The 17860-nt window shown below is 71.3% G+C and carries 20 protein-coding genes and 1 pseudogene; 10 read left to right on the top strand and 11 right to left on the bottom strand.

The window, feature by feature from the left end; translation table 11 throughout:
- The first annotated feature begins 24 nt into the window (after window positions 1-24).
- Entirely contained in the window at window positions 25-429 is a 405-nt protein-coding gene (locus KVS71_RS02810) for a phage holin family protein (protein WP_060922580.1), read from the top strand.
- A gap of 25 nt (window positions 430-454) precedes the next feature.
- On the opposite strand, the gene KVS71_RS02805 is transcribed toward KVS71_RS02810, so the two are convergent.
- Window positions 455-1750, bottom strand: coding sequence for a hypothetical protein (locus KVS71_RS02805; RefSeq protein WP_217583658.1), 1296 nt, complete (start codon window positions 1748-1750; stop codon window positions 455-457).
- Window positions 1747-2001, bottom strand: a complete 255-nt coding sequence (locus tag KVS71_RS02800) for a hypothetical protein (protein ID WP_060922578.1) — start codon at window positions 1999-2001, stop codon at window positions 1747-1749. The genes KVS71_RS02805 and KVS71_RS02800 overlap by 4 nt, the downstream gene beginning before the upstream one ends.
- A gap of 164 nt (window positions 2002-2165) precedes the next feature.
- On the opposite strand from KVS71_RS02800, the gene KVS71_RS02795 reads away from it, so the two are divergent.
- Together KVS71_RS02795 and purB are read left to right on the top strand one after the other, a co-directional pair.
- A complete protein-coding gene (locus KVS71_RS02795; RefSeq protein WP_199787671.1) occupies window positions 2166-2687 on the top strand; it encodes a low molecular weight protein-tyrosine-phosphatase in 522 nt (173 codons plus the stop codon).
- Between the two features lie 14 nt (window positions 2688-2701).
- Window positions 2702-4084: an adenylosuccinate lyase gene (gene purB / locus KVS71_RS02790; protein WP_060922576.1), complete on the top strand. Its 1383-nt coding sequence runs from the start codon at window positions 2702-2704 to the stop codon at window positions 4082-4084.
- A gap of 4 nt (window positions 4085-4088) precedes the next feature.
- Here purB and KVS71_RS02785 read toward each other — a convergent pair whose 3' ends face one another.
- The 3 genes from KVS71_RS02785 to KVS71_RS02775 are packed head-to-tail and all read right to left on the bottom strand — an operon-like array spanning window position 4089 to window position 6578.
- A complete protein-coding gene (locus tag KVS71_RS02785; RefSeq protein ID WP_217583656.1) occupies window positions 4089-5522 on the bottom strand; it encodes an MFS transporter in 1434 nt (477 codons plus the stop codon).
- Between the two features lie 49 nt (window positions 5523-5571).
- Window positions 5572-5931, bottom strand: a complete 360-nt coding sequence (locus tag KVS71_RS02780; protein WP_060922574.1) for a hypothetical protein — start codon at window positions 5929-5931, stop codon at window positions 5572-5574.
- Window positions 5928-6578 (bottom strand): hypothetical protein, encoded by a 651-nt coding sequence (locus tag KVS71_RS02775; RefSeq protein WP_060922573.1) that lies wholly within the window; start codon window positions 6576-6578, stop codon window positions 5928-5930. Before KVS71_RS02775 ends, KVS71_RS02780 begins: the two co-directional genes overlap by 4 nt.
- Window positions 6579-6868: 290 nt before the next feature.
- Here KVS71_RS02775 and KVS71_RS02770 point away from each other — a divergent pair, with 290 nt between their 5' ends.
- Window positions 6869-7795 (top strand): hypothetical protein, encoded by a 927-nt coding sequence (locus KVS71_RS02770; RefSeq protein ID WP_217583654.1) that lies wholly within the window; start codon window positions 6869-6871, stop codon window positions 7793-7795.
- Here KVS71_RS02770 and KVS71_RS02765 read toward each other — a convergent pair.
- Window positions 7783-8622: a sulfurtransferase gene (locus KVS71_RS02765; protein WP_217583652.1), complete on the bottom strand. Its 840-nt coding sequence runs from the start codon at window positions 8620-8622 to the stop codon at window positions 7783-7785. The two genes, KVS71_RS02770 and KVS71_RS02765, sit on opposite strands and share 13 nt — an antisense overlap.
- A 106-nt stretch (window positions 8623-8728) precedes the next feature.
- Here KVS71_RS02765 and ribA point away from each other — a divergent pair, with 106 nt between their 5' ends.
- The 3 genes from ribA to KVS71_RS02750 all read left to right on the top strand — a co-directional run bounded on the left by ribA (window position 8729) and on the right by KVS71_RS02750 (window position 10280).
- On the top strand, window positions 8729-9379 hold the full coding sequence (ribA, locus tag KVS71_RS02760; RefSeq protein ID WP_060922570.1) for a GTP cyclohydrolase II: 651 nt from the start codon (window positions 8729-8731) through the stop codon (window positions 9377-9379).
- 17 nt (window positions 9380-9396) lie between these two features.
- Complete coding sequence (locus tag KVS71_RS02755) at window positions 9397-9867, top strand: MarR family winged helix-turn-helix transcriptional regulator (RefSeq protein ID WP_060922585.1); 471 nt, start codon at window positions 9397-9399, stop codon at window positions 9865-9867.
- Between the two features lie 62 nt (window positions 9868-9929).
- Window positions 9930-10280: a helix-turn-helix domain-containing protein gene (locus tag KVS71_RS02750; RefSeq protein WP_105950646.1), complete on the top strand. Its 351-nt coding sequence runs from the start codon at window positions 9930-9932 to the stop codon at window positions 10278-10280.
- Between the two features lie 69 nt (window positions 10281-10349).
- Here KVS71_RS02750 and KVS71_RS02745 read toward each other — a convergent pair whose 3' ends face one another.
- Window positions 10350-10952, bottom strand: a complete 603-nt coding sequence (locus KVS71_RS02745) for an ATP-dependent Clp protease proteolytic subunit (protein WP_217583650.1) — start codon at window positions 10950-10952, stop codon at window positions 10350-10352.
- Complete coding sequence (locus tag KVS71_RS02740; protein WP_217583648.1) at window positions 10949-11563, bottom strand: ATP-dependent Clp protease proteolytic subunit; 615 nt, start codon at window positions 11561-11563, stop codon at window positions 10949-10951. The genes KVS71_RS02745 and KVS71_RS02740 overlap by 4 nt, the downstream gene beginning before the upstream one ends.
- Before the next feature lie 136 nt (window positions 11564-11699).
- Here KVS71_RS02740 and KVS71_RS02735 point away from each other — a divergent pair, with 136 nt between their 5' ends.
- Window positions 11700-12170, top strand: coding sequence for an acyl-CoA thioesterase (locus KVS71_RS02735; protein ID WP_081811533.1), 471 nt, complete (start codon window positions 11700-11702; stop codon window positions 12168-12170).
- A 94-nt stretch (window positions 12171-12264) separates the two neighbouring features.
- Here KVS71_RS02735 and KVS71_RS02730 read toward each other — a convergent pair whose 3' ends face one another.
- Together KVS71_RS02730 and KVS71_RS02725 are read right to left on the bottom strand one after the other, a co-directional pair.
- Window positions 12265-13692, bottom strand: a complete 1428-nt coding sequence (locus KVS71_RS02730; RefSeq protein ID WP_217583640.1) for a hypothetical protein — start codon at window positions 13690-13692, stop codon at window positions 12265-12267.
- A gap of 150 nt (window positions 13693-13842) precedes the next feature.
- Window positions 13843-15081, bottom strand: a complete 1239-nt coding sequence (locus KVS71_RS02725) for a PLP-dependent aspartate aminotransferase family protein (protein ID WP_217583625.1) — start codon at window positions 15079-15081, stop codon at window positions 13843-13845.
- A 112-nt stretch (window positions 15082-15193) separates the two neighbouring features.
- Between KVS71_RS02725 and KVS71_RS02720 the strand changes: the two genes are divergently transcribed.
- Together KVS71_RS02720 and KVS71_RS02715 are read left to right on the top strand one after the other, a co-directional pair.
- The gene (locus tag KVS71_RS02720) at window positions 15194-15661 is read left to right on the top strand and encodes an Lrp/AsnC family transcriptional regulator (protein WP_025102769.1); all 468 of its coding nucleotides are present in this window, start codon (window positions 15194-15196) and stop codon (window positions 15659-15661) included.
- An 84-nt stretch (window positions 15662-15745) separates the two neighbouring features.
- Window positions 15746-17414, top strand: a pseudogene (locus KVS71_RS02715) (AMP-binding protein).
- Window positions 17415-17417: 3 nt separating this feature from the next.
- Here KVS71_RS02715 and KVS71_RS02710 read toward each other — a convergent pair.
- Complete coding sequence (locus tag KVS71_RS02710; protein ID WP_144881698.1) at window positions 17418-17819, bottom strand: hypothetical protein; 402 nt, start codon at window positions 17817-17819, stop codon at window positions 17418-17420.
- Between the last annotated feature and the right edge of the window lie 41 nt (window positions 17820-17860).

Below are 17860 nucleotides of genomic sequence, written 5' to 3'. Positions count from 1 at the left end.
CCCTCGTGGGAGACTGAACGCATCATGCGCTTCATCATCCGGGTCGTCGTCAACGCGTTCGCCATCTGGGTCGTCACGCTCATCCCCGTGCTCCAGGTCACGGTGCGCGCCTTCCCGCCGGGCGAGACGCTCCAGCTCGTCCTGACGCTGCTCGCGGTCGGAGCCCTCTTCGCCCTGGTGAACACCATCATCGGCACGGTCGTGAAGATCGTCGCCTTCCCGCTGTACATCCTCACGTTCGGCCTCATCGGCTTCCTCATCAACGGCTTCCTGCTCTGGCTGACCGCCTGGATCACCAGCAGCTTCGGGTGGGGTCTGACGGTCGAATCGTTCTGGTGGGGCGTTCTCGCCGCCCTGATCATCTCGATCATCAACGGCATCTTCGGCTTCATCCTGCGCCCGCAGAACAAGCGCTCCCGCCGCGACTGACCCGTCTGCGGACGGCGCGTGCGGCTCACGGATCGGGGAGCACACGCTCCGCGCGGTACTCGGTGCGTTCGACGGTGACGGCGCGGTCGAGGTCGGCCCAGTAGGCGTCGAGAGCCACCGCTCGCGGGTCGGCGGAGGCGTCCACCATCGCCGCGGTCTCGATGTAGTTCTCCAGCGAATGCGTCTCGAGCGCGAGGTCCTGGCGACCGGCATCCGGATCTCCCACCCGACTGGCGGTGAAGCTGTCGGCGGACCCCGTGCCCTCCCTCGCCCCTCCTGCGGCGAGCGCGGACACCGCGTCGTCGGTGTGCCGGAGCTGCACGAGCGTCTGGTCGGCGGGGAGCATCGGCTCGACCGGGCTCCCGGCGGTGATCTGGGTCGTCACCGTGAACGCGCTCTCCATCGACAGGTGCGCTGCGATCATGCCGCCCTGCGAGTGCGCGACGACGTCCACCCGATCCCCGGGTCTCGCACCCGTCGCGGCCAGCGCGTCGAGGGTCGCCTGATACGACGCGGACCGGCCCCCGGTGTAGAGCTCGATGTTCGACTTCATGTCCCAGGCCTCGGGACCCCCGCCCTCGCGCAGCGACATCGAACGGCTGCCCGAGACGTAGACGACGTAGCGCGGAGATTCGCCCGGAACCGTGTACTTCTCGATCGCCAGCTGCGCGCCGCCGGCAGACGGCATACGGCGGAAGGCGCTCGCCAACCCGCTCGGCGCCCCGGCCGGACGGGAGCGCGAGGTGACCGATACCCGCACCGGATCCGCCGTCGCACCGAGCACCATCCCGGGCCGCACGCGCCCCAGCTCCGACGTCACGCCGACGACGGCGCCGCCCAGGAACATCGGCGGGAGCAGCCCTCCGGCGTCGAACTGATCGCCCAAGCCGCGGAAGCGTCGGTCGTCCGCTATCCGTTCCTGCGCGTCGGCCAGCGCGGCCAGACGCTCGTCGGCGGCGAGGATCAGCCGCAGGCGCCCCTCCACCGCAGCGGCCGCAGCCGTATCCGTCCGCGCCAGCGCCTCCGCCTGCGCCCGCAGCTCGACGACCTCGTACACCTCGGCCATGAGGTCGAGATCGGCGGCCGTCTCCTGGACACGCGCCGCGAGCGCCTCCAGCGCCGTCACTGCGGACCGCAGGGACCACGCCGCCGACGCCAGCGCTGTCCATGCTGCGGAGCCGAGCAGCGCCTCGACACACCCCACCGCGTCCTGCACCTCCGCACACACCGGCACGACACCCCGCACCCGCGCCGCGAGCTCGCGGAGCTGCGCCGTGTCCACCGCGATCGAGCCGCCGTGGTCGATGTTGAGCCCGCTCATGCACCCGCGACCTCCCCGCGGCACGCCTGCAGCATCCGGCGCACCGTCGCCGTGTCGTCCGACAGCCGCCAGAGGGCCCAGCGCAGCGCCTCGACGCCATCGGACTCCCAGGCGCACGCGTCACGCAGAGCCGTCAGCGTGGAAGCCAGATCGTCGAGCCCCGCGAGGGCGGCGTCCAACTCGGACAGCACCCGAGCCCGCAGCGCAGGATCGACACCGGGAGAGAGGGCGGTGAGGGCGAAGGACGACATGGACCCAGCCTCCCGCCCAGGCCGTGTCCGTTGCGGCCAGGGCCCCTCGGACGGCCGCGACCAGTGGAGAGCCGGTTCTCCCCCAGGGCCGTGCAGGAGGGTCGAGCCGCACCACGATCCGATGCCCGCTGTGCAGGAACGGCATCGACCGGCAGAATGGATCCGTGACAGCCCGAGATCCCTTCCGCGTGATCTTCGTCTGCACCGGCAACATCTGCCGCTCCCCCATGGCGGAGGTCGTGTTCCGGGACCTCGCGGAGCGGCAGGGTCTCGGCGCCCAGATCGTCTCGCGCAGCGCGGGCACCGGGGACTGGCACCTCGGAGAGCGCGCCGACCACCGCACCATCGACGCCCTCGCCCGCCGCGGATACGACGGCTCGCTGCACCGCGCCCGCCAGTTCACCGCCGCTTCCTTCGCTGAGAACGACCTCGTCGTGGCCCTGGACCGCACGCATGAGCGCATCCTCCGCGAATGGGCCAGGGACGAGGATGAGGACGGCAAGGTGACCCTCCTCCTCGCTTTCGACCCCGACGCCTCGACGCATGACGTCCCCGACCCGTACTACGCGGGCCCGGAGATGTTCGATTCGGTGCTCGGTATGATCGAGACGGCGACTCGCGGCTTGTTCCGCCAGCTCGAACCCGCCCTGCGCCTGCCCCGCACGCCCCGAGCCTTCGGGGCCTGATCAGGAGGATTCCCCTGACTTTCCAGCCTTCGCTCCCGCCCCAGCCCCTCAGCCCCCTCGACGGCCGCTACCGCGCCGCCGTCACCGGGCTCGCGGACTTCCTCTCCGAGGCCGGACTCAACCGCGCCAGGGTCGAGGTGGAGGTGGAGTGGCTGATCGCCCTCACCGACCGTTCGCTGTTCGAGACGACCCCGCTGTCGGACGACGACAAGGAGCGCCTGCGCGCGCTGTACCGCGACTTCGGGCAGGCCGAGATCGACTGGCTCGCCGAGAAGGAGGCCGTCACGCAGCACGACGTGAAGGCCATCGAGTACCTCGTGCGCGACCGGCTCTCCACGCTCGGCCTCGACCACATCGCCGAGCTGACGCACTTCGCCTGCACGAGCGAGGACATCAACTCCGCGTCCTACGCCCTCACGGTCAAGCGCGCAGTCGAGGAGGTCTGGCTCCCGGCCCTCGACACCGTGATCGCGAAGCTGCGCGAACTCGCGGTCGAGCACGCCGACGCCGCCATGCTGTCCCGCACGCACGGCCAGCCCGCGACACCCTCGACCATGGGCAAGGAGCTCGCGGTCTTCGCCTGGCGCCTGGAGCGCGTGCGCAGCCAGATCGCCGGCTCCGAGTACCTCGCGAAGTTCTCCGGGGCGACCGGCACCTGGTCCGCCCACCTCGCAGCCGACCCCGATGCGGACTGGCCGACCATCGCCCGCGAGTACATCGAGGGTCTGGGTCTCGGGTTCAACCCGCTGACGACGCAGATCGAGTCGCACGACTGGCAGGTCGAGCTCTACGACCGCGTGCGTCACGCCGGCGGCATCCTGCACAACCTGGCCACCGACATCTGGACCTACATCTCGCTCGGCTACTTCGCGCAGATCCCGGTCGCCGGGGCCACCGGCTCCTCGACGATGCCGCACAAGATCAACCCGATCCGCTTCGAGAACGCCGAGGCCAACCTCGAGATCTCGGGCGCCCTGCTGGCGTCGCTCGGCCAGACACTCGTCACCAGCCGCCTGCAGCGCGACCTCACGGACTCCACCACACAGCGCAACATCGGCGTCGCGTTCGGGCACTCGCTGCTCGCTCTCGACAACCTGCGCCGCGGCCTGAACGCGATCTCGCTCTCGCGGGACGTGCTGCTCGCCGACCTCGATGTGAACTGGGAGGTGCTGGCCGAGGCGATCCAGACGGTGATCCGCGCCGAGGTCGTCGCCGGCCGGTCGAGCATCCAGGACCCGTACGCGCTCCTCAAGGAGCTCACGCGCGGTCACCGTGTCGGTGCCGCCGACCTCGCCGAGTTCGTGGAGGGCCTGGAGATCGGCGACGCGGCCAAGCAGCGCCTCCTCGCGCTGACCCCCGCGACCTACACCGGCATCGCGGAGCGCCTCGCCCGCTGAGGAGCTAGGAGCCCGACTCCCCGGAGTGCTCCTCGACCCTGTCCTTCGGCATGAACGACGCCGCCAGGAGGGTGAGAACCGCGGTCACGGCGACCGCGACGAAAACCCACACCGACGCGTGGACGATCGTCGCGGGGTCGTCGGGTCCCGCACCCTGCGCGATGACCGCGTTCGAGATCGCCCCGAACACCGCCACACCCACGGCGCTTCCCGCTGACCGCGCGAACGCGTTCATCCCGGTCACCGCTCCGCGCTCTCCCCAGCCGACCGAGGCCTGTGCGGCGATGAGGGTCGGGGCCGCACTCCACCCGAGCCCGAAGCCGAGGAGGAACGCGATGCCGGCGACGACGAACGGGTTCGGCCAGGAGGCGACGGCGGCGAGCGCGACGGCCGCGACGGTCGTGATGCTCATGCCGATGAGAGTGGTACGACGGAAGCCGATGCGCAGGTACAGCCGTCCGGCGTTCGCGGCGGCGAGCGGCCAGCCGAGTGTCAGAGCGGCCACCGCCAGACCCGACAGCAGCGGGGCGATCCCCAGGGACCCCTCGAGGTAGGCCGGGGCGAAGCTCGTCACGCCGAGCATCAGGGCCCCGATGCCGAGCGAGACCAACGTGGTCGTGAGGATGAGCCGACGGGTCACGAGGCGCAGATCGACGATCGGCTCCGCCACCCGGCGCTCGACGAACCCGAAGGCGACCAGCGCGACCGCCCCGATCCCGAAACAGAGGGCGCTCGGCACGGACAGCCATGCCCAGGCGTTCCCACCCTCCAGCATGCCGAGGATGAGCGCCGTGAGTCCGATGGTGAGCAGCACCGCTCCGCCGTAGTCGATGCTGTGGCGCTGGGTCTGCTTCTGCTCCCTGTACGTGCGCAGCAACATCCATCCGGCGATCAGGCACAGGGGCACGTTGATCCAGAAGATCCAGCGCCAGGCGTCGAGCTGGGCGAAGATGCCGCCGAGTGCGGGGCCCACCACCGAGGAGACAGCCCAGACGCTGGCGACGTATCCCTGCACCTTGGCGCGCTCGGCGACCGTGTAGATGTCACCGACGATGGTCATCGACATCGGAGCGACGGCACCGGCGCCTATGCCCTGGATGATGCGGAACACGATCAGCGCCGGCATGCTCCAGGCGAAGCCGCAGAGGACGGATCCGAGCAGGAAGAGGGCGATGCCGAGCAGGATGATCGGCTTGCGGCCCACGGTGTCGGCGAACCGCGAGTAGATCGGCACGCTCACGGCCTGCGCCAGCAGATACACGGAGAACAGCCACGGGAACTGCTGGTAGCTGCCGAGGTCGCGCACGATGCTCGGCACCGCGGTCGCCAGGATCGTGGCGTCGATCGCGATGAGGCCGGTGGCGAGCATGAGCGCGCCGAGGATGGGTCCCCGCTCCGACCGGAGTCCGATGGAGGCGCGGTCGACGGAGGCAGTCACTCCAGAGACAAGCGGAACGACCTCACCGATATTCCGCCCGATCTCCGCGTCACGACGAGGCGGGGCGTCCCGGCTCGTCGGTGGTGCCGTCGCTCGCGCCCTCGTCTTCCGCGTCGTACAGCACGGGGCGGTCGACGGTCTTCGTGACGTCAGCGGGATCGACCGCGAGCATGAGCATCGCGAGGATCAGAAGGGTCGCGATGAAGGCGCCGCCGCCGACGACGAGGCTCAGCGCCACGGGGGTGAGGCCCTCGTAGGTGCCGTTCGCGATGGCGGTGTTCACGCGGAGGGTGAAGGCGCCGGTGGAGACGAGGGTGACCACCATGGCGAACACGCCGCAGCCGAGCGCGATGCCGAGCAGGTGGAGGGGCCGCAGGATGTCCCGTCGGGTGGGCTTGTCGTCGCTCATCGCTCTCCTCCGTGCTCCACAGGAGCCGCATCGTTCTCGGGGGCGGCAGCGACGTCATCGGCGTCCGCGCGCTTCGGGGTGAGGCCGGCGATGCCGAGGAAGACGGCGACGATGGCCGCATACCCGCCGAACATCCCCACGCCGAGGATGATGCCGGACAGCTCGAACGTGCCCGCCTTCTCGATCGTGTACTCCTGGACGAAGCCCGACGGGATCAGCAGCAGGACGACCGCGAGGAGCACGCCCAGCGCGCCGACCGTGATCGCGTCGGTGGCGAGCGCTCCCCCGACGCGGCGGGCGCGGATGCCGGCGAGCAGCTCGAGGCCGCCGCTGAGCACGCCCCAGGTGATGAGCACGATGAAGAACATGTCGTCCGTGCGCCAGGCCGGCACGCCGCCGGCCATGCCGGCGATCGCGCTCACGACCGCGAGGAGGATCGCCGACCAGCGCGACCCCGCCGGGAGGACGAGCCACGCGGCGAGGATGTGCACGAGGGCGGTGACCAGCGCGAAACCGCTGAAGACGGCGAGACCGACCGCCGCGGAGTGATCCGAGGAGAAGGTGATCATCAGGGCGGCGACGGCGGCGAACAGCGCGCGCAGCAATTGCACGTGGCGCATGGTGAACGCGCGAGCAGGGACAGACATGACGGCCAGATCCTCCGGGGTTTCCCCACCAGTCTACGCGGGGCCAGGAGCCGGAAGCGCCCGGGGATGCTCGTGAAGCCCGGCGGATCTCCCCAGATCGATTGCCGGGCTTCACGACATACGCAGCAAGGGGGGCATCACTGCGTCGGGCCACTGCCGCAGGGTCGGGCACCCTCCCCGCGACATCGCAGCCCCGTGACCCACTTGCTCACCTGGTCCCCTGAGGTGTGCGCGTGCGGTCGTATGCTCACTCTAGAGATGTGTTCTTCACATACCGGGTGGGGGCTGTGATGGGTTTTGGGGACGGCGAGAGAAGAGGGGCGACGCCGGACGCGTTCGCCGCGGCACTGCGAGATGCGATCAACGCGAGACCGGTGACGCTGTCGTGGTTGCAGCGGCAGCTCCGCGACCGGGGCAACCGCGTCTCCATGGCCACGCTGAGCTACTGGCGGTCCGGGGCCCGCCGCCCGGAAGGACCGCAGTCGCTCGCCGCTCTCGCCGACATCGAGGATCTGCTGTGCCTCGACAGCGGGGCGTTGAGCCGGCTCCTGCGCCCGCACCGCACGGGGCCGCTGGGCCCGCAGGGGTTCCCGCTGGAGCAGGTCGACATGGAGCGGGCGGTCCGTGAGGTCTATGCCGCCCTCGGCGCCACCTATCCGGACACGTCGCGGGAGCTCACCGTCCATTCGGTCACGGACGTGGACGCCGACGGCGAGGTGTCCTCGTGCCTCACCCGCAGCATCGTGCAGTCCACCACCGGGGTCATCACGGCCATCCCCGTCCTCGACCTCACCCCCGGGGTCCCCGGACCTCCGCCGCTCCTGACGGCCGTGGCGGGCGGACGGGTCACGGCCCGCTACTCCCATCCGAACGGCGAGGCGCACGGTGCGCTGATCGAGCTCGACGTGCCCCTCGCGGCCCCGGACACCGCGGTGGTCGAGTGGTCGGTGCAGTACGAGCCCGGCCACCCCTCGGATCGGGAGACCGGGCACGCCCTCTCCCGGCAGGCTCGGGAGCTGCTCGTGTGGACGCGCTTCCACCCCGATGCCGTCCCCGACTGGTGCGACGAACTCGTCGAGACCGCCGGGGGCACCGTCGTCACCGCGCTCCCCCGGCCTCGCGGCACGTCGGTGCATCAGGTGCGCCGGGCGTTCGGTCCCGGCGCCCTCGGCCTGCGCTGGGGGTACGGTCCTCGCGACGGTGATCAGCCCGGTTGATCGCCCGTCGCGACCGGCCGGCCCGGCGTGTTCGACCACTGGCTCCAGGAGCCGGGGAAGACCTTCGCCGGGATGCCCACCTCGTGCAGGACCAGAGCCGTGTGCGCCGCCGTGATGCCCGATCCGCAGTAGGCCGCGACCGGCGTCTCCGCGGTGATCCCGATCTCGGCGAGCGCTGCCCGCACCGTGTCGCGGTCGCGGATGCGCCCGGTCTCGTCGAGGTGCCGCGTGGTGGGGAGGTTCCGGGCACCGGGGATGTGTCCGGCGATCGGGTCGAGCGGCTCGGTCTCGCCGCGGTAGCGCTCCGGGGCGCGCACATCGAGCAGGATCCCGGTCTCCGGGAACGCCGCCGCCTCGTCGATCGAGAGGGCGTCCTGGCCGGGATCCGCGAGGACGACGTCACCGGTCTCCGGCACGACGTCGTCGGTCGCCAGGTCGTATCCGGCCGCGGTCCAGGCGCGCAGCCCGCCGTCGAGCACCCGGACGTCGACCCCGGCCTGCCGCAGCAGCCACCACGCCCGGGCCGCCGCGAGTCCCTTGGTGTCGTCGTAGGCCACGACGGTGTCGCCCTGCCGCACGCCCCAACGCCGGGCCGCCGCCTGCAGGGTCTCCGTCGACGGGAGCGGATGCCGACCCTCGGTGGGCGCTCCGGGCGTGGAGAGCTCCTGATCCAACGACGCGAACACCGCGCCGGGGATGTGACCCGAGCGGTAGTCGCCCGGGCCCGCCTCGGGACGATCGAGGCGCCAGCGCACGTCGACGACCCGGATCGGGGCGCCGTCGTCGAGGAGGTCGTGGAGTTCGGTCGCGGAGACGAAGTGACTCATGGTGCGAGGCTACCGAGTGCGCGTCGCCGCGCTTCCGTCGCCGTCACGGACGGACATGGTCCTCGCGGCCCGGGAATAGCCACGCCTCCCCGGCGTTTCCCCTCACATGATTGAAACTTCAACGGTCGCCGCGGAGCGTACCCGCGTGCGGGTGCCCCTGCGCTTCGCGGACGGCTTCACCACGACGGCCGACGTGGTGACCTTCGACGGCCTCGTGGACGGACGCGAGCACCTGCTGCTCGGCCTCGGCGACTGGCAGGCGGCTCTCGCCCGCTCCGCCGAAGGCGGGGACGCCCCTCTCGTCCGCCCGCACAGCGAGTGCCTCACGGGAGACGTGTTCGGCTCGGAGCGCTGCGACTGCGGACCGCAGCTGCGGGAGGCCGTGGAGCGGATCGCCGCGGAGGGCGGCTTCCTCCTCTACCTGCGGCAGGAGGGTCGCGGCATCGGGCTGTACGCCAAGCTCGACGCCTACGCCCTGCAGGACGCCGGTCTCGACACCTACGAGGCGAACGTGGCCCTCGGCCGCGGCGAGGACGAGCGGGACTACACCGTCGCGGCGCAGATGCTGCGAGCGCTGGGCGTGGACCGCATCCGCCTGCTCAGCAACAACCCCGACAAGGCCGCGCAGCTCGACAGGCTCGGAATCCATGTCACCGAACGGGTGCGCACCGAAGTGCACCTGTCGGAGGCGAACTCGCGCTACCTCCAGGCGAAGCGCGACCACACGGCGCACACGATCGACCTGACCGCGGCGTGACCTCCGAGGAGCACGACATGACCGAGACGCGGCACCCGCGGCGGCTCGACGACGACGAGCTCGCGACGTGGCTGCCGATCATCCGGTTCGTCCAGCTGCTGCCCCAGGTCCTCGACCGGGCACTGAAGGATGAGGTGGGCCTGAACCACGCCCGCTACGCGATCCTCGTGACCCTCGCCGGGCAGGGCGAGGACGCCGTCACCATGACCGAGCTCGCGCGCATCGCCGGACTCAGCCGATCGCGGCTGAGCCACGCCCTGGACTCCCTGGAGGAGCGCGGGTGGGTGGAGCGGACGTCGTGCTCCACGGACAAGCGCACGCTCTCCGCGACGCTGACCCCGGCGGGCCGGGAGATGCTCCGGGCGGCCGCGCCCGTCCACGTCGCCCAGATCCGCGAGCTCATCCTCGACCCGCTGTCCGCGGAGGATCGGCAGCGGCTGCAGGACATCCTGGGCGCGCTGCTTCCCGGCGTCACGGCGGCGCTGTGAGCTGCGTTCTGCTCTGAGCAGAACGTCTCGATCGCCGCACAGACGGCGGCATATCGTGAGGCATGGCCGACATCGTCCCGTTCCCCCGCGCCCCGCATCCCGTCCGTCCGCCGTCGAGCGGCCCCGAGCCGCTGTGGCGCGACCTGCTCGGGGATCAGCTCCGGCGGCGTCGTCATGACCGCGGGGAGACCCTCAGCGAGACCGCGGAGAAGGCCGGGGTCTCGCCCCAGTACCTCTCCGAGGTCGAGCGCGGTCGGAAAGAGCCGTCCAGCGAGATGATCGCCGCGATCGCCGGGGCCCTGGACGCCACCCTCGTGGAGCTCACGAGCGCGGTCGCCGAGGAGCTTCGTCAGGCCGCGCCCGCTGCGGCGGCGGTGACGGCCTCCCGCGGCGCCTTCGCCCTCGCCGCCTGACCCGTTCCATCTGCACGACCGGAGTCCGGGTGCACGACGGACCCCGGGGATCCATGTGCACCCGTCACCTCATCGTGCCTCCGGATCACGGGGACCGAGCACGGTGTCGATGAGCCCGTAGTCGAGGGCGGCGGCGGCGGTGAAGACCCGGTCCCGGTCGGTGTCGGCGCGGAGCTCCGCGAGGGAGCGGCCGGTGTGCCGACCCAGGATCGTCTCCATGTCCGCGCGCACCCGTACGACCTCGTCGGCCGCGAGGATGAGGTCCGGGATGGCTCCGCGCGACTGGCCGGTCGGCTGATGCAGCACGATGCGCGCGTGGGCGAGGGCCGCCCGCTCCCCCGGCGCTCCCGCCGCGACGAGCAGGGCCGCCGGACCGATGGCCTGCCCGACGCAGATCGTCGCGATCCGCGGACGGATGTGCTGCATGGTGTCGTAGATCGCCAGCGCGGCACCGGGGTCGCCGCCCTCGCTGTTGATGTAGAACTGGACGCCAGTCTCCGGGCTGTCCGCGTCGAGGTGCAGGAGCTGCGCGATGAGGGCGTTGGCCACCCCCGCGTCGATGCCGGTGCCGAGGTAGATGACCCGCTCGGCGAGCAGATGCGAGTACACGTCCATGACCCTCTCGCCCCGCGGATGCTGGGCGATGACGTTCGGGATCGTGTAGCCGCTCATGCGTCCGCCCCCAATCCCACGCGCGCACGACGACGCGGCATGATCTCCGCCGTCGACTGCACGATCTCGTCGACGAACCCGTAGTCCTGCGCCTCGGCCGCGGTGTACCAGCGGTCGTGGAGGGAGTCCTCGAAGATCCGGGCGAGGGGCTGACCGGTGTCGTCGGCGATGAGGCCGAGGACGGTGTCGCGCATGTGCCGGAGGTCGTCGGCCTGCGCCTCGATCTCGACCGCCGATCCGCCGATCCCCGCCGAGCCCTGGTGCATGAGGATCCGCGCGTGCGGGAGAGCGCGCCGCTTGCCCTTCGTCCCCGCGGAGAGCAGGAACTGCCCGGCGCTGCAGGCGAGGCCGAGGGCGAGGGTGGAGACGTCGTTCGGGATGAGGTGCATGAGGTCGCGGATCGCCAGCATCGATGGCACGGACCCGCCCGGCGAGTGGATCCAGAGGGCGATGTCGGCCGCCGGATCCTCGGCGGAGAGGCCGAGGAGCTGCGTCATCAGGAGGGTGCCGTTGTCGTCGTCGAGGGCGCCGTCGAGGACGAGCACCCGCTCGTGGAACAGGGCGCGCCGGGCTTCGGGGCCGAATTGCGGGAGGGGCTTTTCTTCGCTCATGTCCCCAGCATCCGGCTCCTCCGACGCTGGGGGGAGCGAATCCGCCCGGAGCAGATCCGCTGTGAGCGGTGGAGTGTGCACCCGCCGGAAAACGCGACGTAACACCGCCGACGCACGACCCGCCTAGCCTCGGGGCATGGCGAAACAGAAAGCACCGGCATGGCAGTCCGAGGACGGCCTGAACTTCCGCACCCGCAAATGGGTGCGTCCGGAAGACCTCAACGCGAACGGCACGCTGTTCGGCGGAAGCCTGCTGAAGTGGATCGACGAGGAGGCCGCGATCTACGCGATCGTGCAGCTCGGCAACTACCGCGTCGTCACCCGGCACATCTCCGCCATCACGTTCGAGGCGTCGGCTGTGCAGGGCGACCTCATCGAGATCGGGCTGCAGGCCACCCGATTCGGCACCACCTCGCTCACCATGCGGGCCGTCGCGCGCAACATGATCACCCGCAAGCGCATCCTCACCATCGACGAGATCGTGTTCGTCAGCATCGGCGAGGACGGCCTGCCCACCCCGCACGGCTACGACGAGATCACCTACGATCGCGACCGCATGCCCACCGAGCGCATCGCCACCGGCACGATCCCCCTCCCGAAGCGCTGACCCTCATTCGCCGACCCACCCCCTTGCGGTCGACCCACCCCCGAAAGTGCGTCACTTACGGGGGTGGGTCGCGCGGAAAGGGGTGGGTCGACGGTCAGGCGAGGGCGAGGACCGCGCGCCGGTGGGTGACGCGGTGGCCGATCCAGAAGCCGATCGCGATCAGGCCGACGAGACCGATCCCGAGGATCCACGGGAGCAGGGAAGGCGCGGCGCCCGCGGTGGCCGTCGCGAGCGTGCCGGAGCCGTCGGCGATGCGCCCGTTGCCGGCCGCGAGGTCCGCGGCGCCCGCGTCGAGCTTCGCGCTTCCGGCCGCGAGGGTGCCGGAGCCCTCGGCGACTGCGTCGGCGCCGGTGCGGAGTTCGGTCATCCCGGACCGGAGGTCGCCGGCACCCGACTGCAGCGCGCTGACGCCCGTGGCCAGAGACCCGGCGCCCTCGTCGAGCCGCGCCGCGCCGGCGCTCAGCTCCGCGGTTCCGGTGTACAGCGACGATGCTCCGGTCGAGAGGGTCTGCAGCCCGGACGAGAGATCTGCCGCGCCTGCCGCGAGACGGGAGGTGCCGTCCTGCAGCGTCTGCGCTCCGGCCACGAGGGCGGGAGCGCCCTTCGGGGAGACCAGCACCACGGTCCCCGGCCACCCCTTCGAGGGGTCGCCGTTGATGAGCGCACCGACGCCGGCCGTGACACGAGCGGAGCCGTCGGCGGCGCCGATAAGTCCCTGTGCGAGGCCCGGAGCAGCCGCGGCGGGAGCGGCCAGCGCGCCGACCTGCTTCTCGACGCCGGCGGCGAGCGCCGCGAGCTGCTGGAGCTGCACATCGGCGGGGTTCGCAGCGAGGAGACCCTGCAGACCGGCGGCGAGAGTCCGCGCGTTGCCGGGAGCGCTCGTGGCGACGCCCGTCAGCAGCGTCTGCGTGTCCGGATGAGCGAGCTTCTGCACGTCGGCACTCACTCCGGCGCGCAGGGTGGTGCTGAGGGTCGTCGCGCCCTCGAGCACGCCGTTCGCGTACCGGTGCGCGCCGTCGACACCGGCGGCGAGAGTGGTCACGCCGTCGACGAGCTGCCGGGCTCCGGCGTCCGCCGCCGCCATCTTCGACGCGAGCTCCTGCGATCCGGCGAGCGCCGTCTGCGCTCCGCCGCTCACCCGTCCCGCACCGTCGACAGCGGTGGCGGCTCCCGCGGCCAGGGTGCCCGCGCCCTCGTCGAGCGTGGTGGCGCCCGCGGCGGCGGTGGTCGCCCCGTCACTGAGCTTCACCGATCCCTGCTGCGCCGTCGCGGTGCCTGCCGCGAGATCCTGCGTGCCCGCGGCCAGCTCGTCGGCTCCCGCGGCGAGGTCGGCTGCTCCTGCGGCGAGGTCCGCGGATCCCCCCTGCGCGGTGGTCGTGCCGTCCGCGAGCTCCGAGGCGCCCGCGGACACCTTGCTCATCGTGGCGAAGAACAGCAGCACCATCGCCGCCAGCAGAAGGCTGAGGACGATCACGGCGGTGCGCATGCCGAGGCCGTGCGCGTGGGTCTTTTCACTCGTCATTGAGGACTCCCGAGGTCAGTGGCGTCGTTGCCACCCGCGACTGTAGGCCCGCCCTCTCCCCGACCCCCCGGTTTTGCCGTCAGATACCAAGTCCCACCTCTGCCGGGACTCAGTTTCTTGTCGTCCTCGCACAATCGCCGATCCGGCCCCTTATGTACGAGCCACCCCCATATGTGACGCACTTTCCGGGGTGGGAGGCACGGAAAGGGGTGGGTCGGCGAGAGTGGCGAAGGCGTTCGCGAGGTCGGCGAGGAGATCGTCGACGTTCTCAAGGCCGATGGACAGACGCAGGACGTCGGCGGCGGGACGCGCCTCCGCGGGGACCGGACGGTGCGTGAGCGCGGCGGGGTGCTGGATGAGGGAGTCCACGCCTCCGAGCGACACGGCGTGCGTGAAAAGGCGGGTCGCCCCGGCCACCGCTGCGGCCGCTGCATAGCCGCCGCGCAGCCGCAACGCGATCATCGCCCCCGGCCCGCGGAGCTGCCGTTCCAGGATGCCGCGCGGATCCCCGTCGAGCCCGGGATAGAAGACCTCGGCGACCTCGGGCCGATCGACCAGCCACTGCACGATGCGACGAGCGCTCTCCTGCTGGTGCCGCACGCGGACCGGCAGGGTCGTGAGACCGCGGTGCAGCAGGTACGCGCCGAGCGGGTGCAGGAGCCCCCCGGTCACCGCACGCACGCGACGCAGCGCCTCCGCGGTCGTCTCGTCACAGGCGACGACGCCGGCGATGACATCACCGTGGCCGCCGAGGTATTTGGTGGCGCTGTGCAGCGACATCGCCGCGCCGTGGTCGATCGGGTTCTGCAGCACGGGGGTCGCGAACGTATTGTCGACCACGACCGGCACGCTCCCCGCCTGCCGCACGACCTCGGCGATGTCCGCGACCTCGAGGGTCGGGTTCGCCGGCGTCTCCACGACGACGAGTCCGGTGTCGGCGCGCAGGGCGGCGGAGACCTCGTCGGGACGGCAGTACGTCGTCTCCACTCCGAGCAGGCCCGACCCGAGCAGGTGGTCGGTCCCTCCGTAGAGCGGACGCACCGCGACGACGTGCCGCGCTCCCGTGGCACCGGTGTGTGCGAGGATCACGGCGGTCATGGCCGCCATGCCGGAGCCGAAGGCGACGGCGGCCTCGGCGTGCTCCAGCTCGGCGAGCGCGTCCTCGAAGCGCGCGACCGTCGGATTCCAGAGGCGGGCGTAGACCATGCTGCCGTCCTGCGGCGGGCGGCCCCCGGTCGCCATCGCCTCGTACGAGTCACCGCCGCGCTCGACGTCGGGCAGCGGATTCGTCGTGGAGAGGTCGATCGGCAGGGCGTGGACCCCGAGCGCCTCGAGGTCGGCACGGCCGCTGTGGACGGCGACGGTGTCGGGATGCAGCGCTGCGGTCATCCCTCCACGCTGGCCGAATCGCGGGGTTCTCGCTGGTCTTCGACAGAACAACTCACTGAATCCGGGATCCTCGCTATTCTGTGCAACATCCGGCCGCACCGAGGAGGGCACGTTGGCGAAAGCGCAACTCGACGAGATCGACCTGGAGCTGCTCGCCGCCCTGAGCCGCGATGCGGCCGTCACCAACAAGGCTCTGGCCCACCGCCTCGGACTCGCGGAATCCACCTGCGCCCACCGGATCCGCGGCCTGCGCGAGCGCGGAGTCATCCGCGACACGCGCGTCCGCCTCGACGGCTCCGCTCTCGGCTACCCCCTGCAGGCGATCATCAAGGTCCGCCTCGCGCATCACACCGGGCCCAAGGTCACGGCGCTCTTCGACGCGCTCGTCGCGATCCCCCGGGTGCTTCAGGTGTTCCACGTCGCCGGCGTCGACGACTTCCTCGTGCACGTGGCCGTGCAGGACGCGACCGCTCTCCGCGACATCGTGCTCGAGCACATCACCGTCCACCCCGTCGTCCGCGGCACCGAGACCCAGCTCGTGTTCGAGCTCCGCGACGGCACGGGTTTCCTCCCCCGCTGAACGAGGGGGCAGGATGGAGGGACGCCGTTGCAAAGGAGCACCATGAGCCGTCGTGCCACCCCCGCCACCGAAGCGATCCGCGGGATGAGGGACCTCCTCTTCACGCACGCCACGGACTACGACGCCGCACGCCGCGAGTTCGCCTGGCCCGACCTGACCGCCTTCAACTTCGCGCTCGAGTGGTTCGACGTCATCGCCGGAGAGAACCCCGACCGTCCGGCCGGTGCAGATCGTCGAGGCCGACCTCAGCCTCCGGTCCTGGACGTACGGCGAGCTCTCCGCCCGCTCCGACCAGGTCGCCGCCTGGTTGCGCAGCCTCGGCATCGACCGCGGCGACCACGTGATCGTCATGCTCAACAACACGATCGAGCTGTGGGAGGTGATGCTCGCGATCACGAAGCTGGGCGCGGTGTCGATCCCGACCTCGACGCTGCTGTCGGCCTCCGACCTCGCGTACCGCATCGAGCACGGCCGCGCCGGCGCCGTCGTCACCCTCGGCGCCCTGGCCGACCGCCTCGAGGGGATCGACCCCGACGTCCTGCGCATCGGGGTCGGCGCGTCGCTGCCTGCCGACTGGAAGCGGTTCGCGGATGCGGCCGCGACCACGGAGGAGTTCGTCCCGGACGGCCCGACGCCCGCCGGCGACACGGCCCTGCTGTACTTCACGTCCGGCACGACGAACCGCCCGAAGCTCGTGCAGCACACCCACGTCTCCTACCCGGTCGGCCACCTCTCCACGATGTGCTGGCTCGGCGTGCGCCCGGACGACGTGCACCTCAACATCTCCTCCCCCGGGTGGGCCAAGCACGCCTGGTCGAGCTTCTACTCCCCCTTCCTGGCCGAGGCGACGGTGTTCGTCTACAACTACGACCGCTTCGACGCGAACACGCTCATGGAGGTCATGGACACCCACCACGTCTCGACGTTCTGCGCCCCGCCCACGGTCTGGCGCATGCTCCTCCAGGCCGACCTCTCCCGACTCGCGCACCCTCCGCGCGAGCTCGTCGGCGCCGGCGAGCCGCTGAACCCCGAGGTCATCGACCGGGTGCGCGAGGCGTGGGGCGGCACGATCCGCGACGGCTTCGGCCAGACCGAGATGACCGCCTGCATCGGCAACTCCCCCGGGCAGACCGTCAAGGTCGGCTCGATGGGCCGTCCGCTGCCCGGCTACCCGGTCGTGCTGCTCGACCCGTCGACGGGCGAGGTCGTGGAGGACGAGGGCGAGATCGCGCTCGACCTCGCACAGCCGCCGCTCGGCCTCATGGCGGGGTACTACGACGATCCGGAGAAGACCGCGGAGTCGCGGGCCGGGGGCTTCCACCACACCGGGGACATCGCCGTGCGCGACGCCGACGGCTACCTCACCTACATCGGACGCTCCGACGACGTGTTCAAGGCCTCCGACTACAAGATCTCACCGTTCGAGCTCGAGTCCGTGCTGCTGGAGCACGACCTCGTGGTCGAAGCGGCCGTCATCCCCAGCCCCGACCCCACGCGCCTCGCGGTGCCGAAGGCCTACGTGTGCCTGACGCCGGACGCGGGCGCGGACGAGGCCGCCGCCGCGCGCGCCGTGTTCGGCTACGCGCACGAACGGCTGTCCTCGCACCTGTGGGTGCGGATCATCGAGTTCGTGCCGGAGCTGCCGAAGACCATCTCCGGGAAGATCCGCCGCGTCGAGCTGCGGGCACGCGAGAGCGCCCGCGTGGCCGCGGGCGACGAGGCGCGGCAGCACCGCGACCGCGACTACCGCTGAATGCTAGGAGACGACGGCGACCGGCGCCGTGGGCGTCGCGGTCGAGCCGGTCTTGAGCGTGGCCGTCGTCGTGGTCGCCGGCGCCGGCTTCACGCGTGCGGCCCGGCGTCGCGACTCGAAGCCGCCGGCCGTGAGCATCGCACGCACGATCCCGCCGATCACGAGCATGCCCACGAGCGACGCGCCCGCCGCGATCAGCGGAAGCCACTGATTCGCGAAGCTCGCGGTGAAGCTCATCAGCGCGCACACGATCCACAGCCCGACCGCGCCGCCCGCGAGCCCCCCGGCTCCGCGGATGATCGCGATCGCGGCCACGATCGCGCAGACCGCGGCGAGCGCCGCACCCACGTATCCGATCGGTACCAGAATGGCGGCCAGGTCTCTGGCCACTCCCAATGTCGTCATGACGACCCCCCGTCCGGCGGAACCCCTCCGCACCTTCGACA

The organism is Microbacterium sp. GbtcB4, assembly GCF_019091465.1.
Classification (GTDB): domain Bacteria; phylum Actinomycetota; class Actinomycetes; order Actinomycetales; family Microbacteriaceae; genus Microbacterium; species Microbacterium paraoxydans.
Note: the sequence above shows the minus strand (reverse complement) of the source record. Positions and strands in the feature narration are given on the sequence as shown.

What these genes read in the sequence shown, in the direction of transcription:
- KVS71_RS02800 (WP_060922578.1), bottom strand. Translation starts at nt 2,001, where the DNA reads ATGTCGTCCTTCGCCCTCACCGCCCTCTCTCCCGGTGTCGATCCTGCG.
- KVS71_RS02740 (WP_217583648.1), bottom strand. Translation starts at nt 11,563, where the DNA reads ATGAGCGAAGAAAAGCCCCTCCCGCAATTCGGCCCCGAAGCCCGGCGC.
- KVS71_RS02770 (WP_217583654.1), top strand. Translation starts at nt 6,869, where the DNA reads ATGGGTTTTGGGGACGGCGAGAGAAGAGGGGCGACGCCGGACGCGTTC.
- KVS71_RS02755 (WP_060922585.1), top strand. Translation starts at nt 9,397, where the DNA reads ATGACCGAGACGCGGCACCCGCGGCGGCTCGACGACGACGAGCTCGCG.
- KVS71_RS02725 (WP_217583625.1), bottom strand. Translation starts at nt 15,081, where the DNA reads ATGACCGCAGCGCTGCATCCCGACACCGTCGCCGTCCACAGCGGCCGT.
- ribA (WP_060922570.1), top strand. Translation starts at nt 8,729, where the DNA reads ATGATTGAAACTTCAACGGTCGCCGCGGAGCGTACCCGCGTGCGGGTG.
- KVS71_RS02750 (WP_105950646.1), top strand. Translation starts at nt 9,930, where the DNA reads ATGGCCGACATCGTCCCGTTCCCCCGCGCCCCGCATCCCGTCCGTCCG.
- KVS71_RS02745 (WP_217583650.1), bottom strand. Translation starts at nt 10,952, where the DNA reads ATGAGCGGCTACACGATCCCGAACGTCATCGCCCAGCATCCGCGGGGC.
- KVS71_RS02765 (WP_217583652.1), bottom strand. Translation starts at nt 8,622, where the DNA reads ATGAGTCACTTCGTCTCCGCGACCGAACTCCACGACCTCCTCGACGAC.
- KVS71_RS02730 (WP_217583640.1), bottom strand. Translation starts at nt 13,692, where the DNA reads ATGACGAGTGAAAAGACCCACGCGCACGGCCTCGGCATGCGCACCGCC.
- KVS71_RS02780 (WP_060922574.1), bottom strand. Translation starts at nt 5,931, where the DNA reads ATGAGCGACGACAAGCCCACCCGACGGGACATCCTGCGGCCCCTCCAC.
- KVS71_RS02810 (WP_060922580.1), top strand. Translation starts at nt 25, where the DNA reads ATGCGCTTCATCATCCGGGTCGTCGTCAACGCGTTCGCCATCTGGGTC.
- KVS71_RS02710 (WP_144881698.1), bottom strand. Translation starts at nt 17,819, where the DNA reads ATGACGACATTGGGAGTGGCCAGAGACCTGGCCGCCATTCTGGTACCG.
- KVS71_RS02775 (WP_060922573.1), bottom strand. Translation starts at nt 6,578, where the DNA reads ATGTCTGTCCCTGCTCGCGCGTTCACCATGCGCCACGTGCAATTGCTG.
- KVS71_RS02735 (WP_081811533.1), top strand. Translation starts at nt 11,700, where the DNA reads ATGGCGAAACAGAAAGCACCGGCATGGCAGTCCGAGGACGGCCTGAAC.
- KVS71_RS02805 (WP_217583658.1), bottom strand. Translation starts at nt 1,750, where the DNA reads ATGAGCGGGCTCAACATCGACCACGGCGGCTCGATCGCGGTGGACACG.